The 3,514-nt window shown below is 67.8% G+C and carries 5 protein-coding genes; 2 read left to right on the top strand and 3 right to left on the bottom strand.

From position 1 onward, the window contains the following. Nucleotides 1-103: 103 nt before the first annotated feature. Nucleotides 104-364, top strand: a complete 261-nt coding sequence (locus ACH4EB_RS38590) for a hypothetical protein (RefSeq protein ID WP_398353209.1) — start codon at nucleotides 104-106, stop codon at nucleotides 362-364. A gap of 343 nt (nucleotides 365-707) precedes the next feature. Here ACH4EB_RS38590 and ACH4EB_RS38585 read toward each other — a convergent pair whose 3' ends face one another. Then, entirely contained in the window at nucleotides 708-1,130 is a 423-nt protein-coding gene (locus ACH4EB_RS38585; RefSeq protein WP_398353208.1) for a hypothetical protein, read from the bottom strand. 351 nt (nucleotides 1,131-1,481) lie between these two features. Beyond that, nucleotides 1,482-1,706 (bottom strand): hypothetical protein, encoded by a 225-nt coding sequence (locus ACH4EB_RS38580; protein WP_398353207.1) that lies wholly within the window; start codon nucleotides 1,704-1,706, stop codon nucleotides 1,482-1,484. Nucleotides 1,707-1,862: 156 nt separating this feature from the next. Here ACH4EB_RS38580 and ACH4EB_RS38575 point away from each other — a divergent pair, with 156 nt between their 5' ends. Continuing rightward, nucleotides 1,863-2,180 (top strand): Imm51 family immunity protein, encoded by a 318-nt coding sequence (locus ACH4EB_RS38575; protein WP_398353206.1) that lies wholly within the window; start codon nucleotides 1,863-1,865, stop codon nucleotides 2,178-2,180. Nucleotides 2,181-2,210: 30 nt separating this feature from the next. Here ACH4EB_RS38575 and ACH4EB_RS38570 read toward each other — a convergent pair whose 3' ends face one another. Then, the gene (locus ACH4EB_RS38570) at nucleotides 2,211-3,332 is read right to left on the bottom strand and encodes an IS630 family transposase (protein WP_398353204.1); all 1,122 of its coding nucleotides are present in this window, start codon (nucleotides 3,330-3,332) and stop codon (nucleotides 2,211-2,213) included. Nucleotides 3,333-3,514: the final 182 nt, after the last annotated feature.

Genomic DNA, 3,514 nt, shown 5'->3' with positions numbered 1-3,514 from the left:
ATGCCCATGAACACCGGATGCGCCAGGACCGCCCGATCGACCATGCCCCTCACGACCAGAGCATGCCCACCCGCTATCACGCACCAACTCGTAAGTTCACCTCGTGGACGACACCGAGATCACCATCACGCTTACCTCTGATGAGGCACTGGTCCTCTCGGACTGGCTGGAGCGAGTTCCGATGACGGATCTCAGCCGTCTGGTCGACGACCCAGCCGCGTGGGCTCCGATCCACAAGCTTGCGGGGACGTTGGACAAGGCGCTTCCCGGGATCTTCGCTGCTGACTACGCGGAGCGTCTGGATGCAGCACGGCGCCGCCTGAGGGAGACCATGGGCAGCTTCGCTGAAGAGCAAGACGGCTGAGTCAGCTGTCCCATCCGTCAGAACGATTCCGTGAAAGCCATGTCCGTTGAGAACGCTGAGGGCCAGCGTTCTCAATCCACGTGACTTCCCACCAGGTCAGCGGCTCGCCATCGGACAGATGCACTTCGACGGGACAGTTGGCAAACGGTCCGGTTCCCTGCCACCGGACAAGCTGCCGCCGAGGCGGCAGCCGCATCCATTCCATCCGTCGGCCCGAGAGACCAGGCACACACTCCGTGAGGTCGAACGCTGAGGGCGGGCCCTGCCTCAAGGCACGGCCGCCCCGAAAGCGGGGAACGCGCGCACGAGGCGCCTGGACGCTCGCGCCCAAAGCCGTTCGCTCTCAGTGGCCGCCGCGTGGCTCGAAGCAGCCGGTCTCCAGGAACGGGCCGCTGACCTCCAGCTGGCTGCCGGAGGGCTTCACGGCACCGTGCACGCAGGCGTCCTTGCGCACCCGCAGGGCGAAGAGGGCGCCCTCGGGGGTGACCGGAGCGGTCTGGGTGAGGATGTGCCGCTCCCCCATGCCGCTCACGATGAGCGTTCCGGGCTGCAGGCCGTCGCCGGTTCGGTAGCCGAGGCCAAGCAGCGCCGTGCGCACGCGGTCCGGATTCCACGCGTGGTCCTTATAGAGGCGTTTGAGGACGGGTTCGATGCGGGCGGCTTCCTTGCGGGCGGCTTCTTCGCTGTCGGGGGGCATCTCGCGGGGGACCTTGAAGCCGTTGTTCTCCCGGTAGTGCGGTGCGCCGTCGTGGGAGTCGGCTTCCACGTTGCCGCGTGCGGGACCGACGGGAGAAAAAGTGGCCGAAGGGCTCAGGGCTGGGGCGGGGCCGGCGGTCGTCGGGCCTACGTGCTGCTGGCCGCATGCGGACAGGGCCAGGACGGCGCCCAGGAGGACGCCCGCAGCAAGGGAACGGGATCGGGATCTGCGCATGAGGAGGACTCTGCCACGGCATCACCGCGGGCAACGCTGGCGCCGTGCTGGACTGCGGTGGCGGGCGGGATGCTCCGAGCGGTGGCGAAGGCGGTCACCACGCCGGGACAGCGGCCACCGACAGGGACCACACGGAAGGCCGGGCCGGAAGCAAGCTGCTCGCGTACCGCGGAAGGGCCTGGGCCGTCAGCCGGCCGGCCCCTGCACCTCACGCCCCTCGGTCCAGGTCTTGTGCACGTGCTCGCGTCCGCCTGCCCCCTCGATCAACTGGACCACCACGCGCAGGTCGGATCCGTACAGCCCGTCCCACTCCGTATACCGAGTGCTGGCGGTCCGAGAGGCGGACCACTCACCTTCGACGACCGGACCGCCCTTTTCGAACTGAAGCCGGACCAGGTGCCTGATCGCCATCCGCCCCTCCTCGCCCCCAACAGGACCAGGGTGTCCCCAGCGGTGCTCTTTCAGCTTGTCCATGACCTTCTGCGTCCCGGCTAGTGCTGTGACCGGAAAGGTTCACCGGGGTCGGGAGCGGACGGCCCGTGGGCCAGGCGTGAGAGGATCGCGGCCGTGACCATCAAGCTTCATGAATTCGACGGCGAACACTCGCTGACGTTGGATGTCGGTGGCCTGGCTGCTGATGCCGCAGTGGTCGATGCAGAACACGAGCCGAACGGATACTTCTGGGAAGGTCTCGTGCGGTTTGCCTGGCCAGACATCGCCGAGCGCCTCGACTTCGACAGCGAGGCCGGCATGTTCTGCGCGGTCGGGAGTCCGAGCGACCTCGCGCTTCTCAAGACGGCCGTTGAATCAGTCATCACGAGCCCCGAGGCAGTCCGCGACATCATCGCCCGGGCGGAGACTTCGGGCTTCGAGTTCGACGATTAGAGATCCAACCGGATAGCAAAACCAGTTGGGTCAGGATGCTGTGCTGAGTAGGCGTCCGCCCCAGCGGATGCCCTTCTCGCTGCGGATCCGGGCACACTCCTTGCGCTGGGCGGCCAGCACGTCGGGGTGTCGGGCGTTCTTGTTGCGCCAGCGCAGGTAGGCGTGCAAAGCCCGGGTCTGGATGGGGTGGCTGTGGTGGTTGGAGTTGGCGACGGTGAACTGCCGCAGTGGTCCGAGGTGGGCCTCGATCGGGTTGGCCCAGGATGCGTAGGTGGGCGTGAAGCACAGCTCGACCCGGTTCCTCCTGGCCCAGCGCCGGATCGTCTCACCCTTGTGGGCGGACAGGTTGTCCAAGATGACGTAGATCGGCGCGCCGTCCGGGCGGGCCGCGCGGATCGACCTCAGCGCGGCCAGGGCGTTCGCGGCGCCCTTCTTGCGGCGGTTGACGCCCCACAGGGTGTCGTCGCCGATCGAGTAACAGCCGTGGAAGTAGCGGACTCCGTGGGTGCGATGGTAGGTCGCGGGGTGCCGCTCGGGGTGGCCGGCAAGGGCCCAGCCGGAACCGCCGGTGGGGCGGATACCGAGCGGGCCGAACTCGTCGAACGCGAACACCCGGTCCGGGAACCGCTCCAGGACGTGCTCGATCCGGTCGAGCTTGGTGTCACGCTCGGGGTCGGGTGATTCCTTCCAGGTCTTGGTGCGCTGGAAGGTGATGCCGCGGCGGGCGAGCAGGCACCGTAACGCCTCGCGGCCGATCCTGATCACGCGACCGTGCACGCGTCGCAGGTGGGCGGCAAGTTTGCGGACGGACCAGCGGGTGAAGGGCTGGCCGAGCTTGGTCGGGCGGGTGGTGGCCGTCGCGACGACGAAGTCCTCGTCGTCAGGACTGAGCAGGCGGGGACGGCCTCCCGCCCACTGAGGGTCCAGGCAGGCCAGGCCGATCTCGTTGAACCGGTGGACCACGTCGCGGACAGTGTCCTCGTCTGCCTGCACCAGCTGGGCAATCACTGGGACTCGGTTCCCGCCGGCCGAGGCCAGCAGCATCATCGCGCGCCGGTAGCGCACCGAACTGGTGCTGCCCCGGCGCACGATCTGCTGCAGCTTCTGCCCCTCTTGGTCGGTCAACCTGCGCACACGGACAGGCTCAGCCACCACACCCCCCAGCGATCGGACGAACGGACGTCACCGGACATCCAACCGCCGCGACCACCAACCCGGCGAACCTTCCCGGTCAGAGCACTAGTGACCCGAGTCGGAGGTTTGTCGTTGGTTGGGTATGAGTCGTCCGGGTCCGAAGATTGCGCCGTTGTCGGTCACTGATGCCCAGCGGGCTG

The sequence above is a fragment of the Streptomyces sp. NPDC018045 genome (genome assembly GCF_044327445.1).
GTDB lineage: Bacteria > Actinomycetota > Actinomycetes > Streptomycetales > Streptomycetaceae > Streptomyces.
Note: the sequence above shows the minus strand (reverse complement) of the source record. Positions and strands in the feature narration are given on the sequence as shown.

Bases quoted from the DNA above. Each gene is read 5' to 3' on its own strand.
- ACH4EB_RS38580 (WP_398353207.1), bottom strand. From the start codon at position 1,706: ATGGCGATCAGGCACCTGGTCCGGCTTCAGTTCGAAAAGGGCGGTCCG.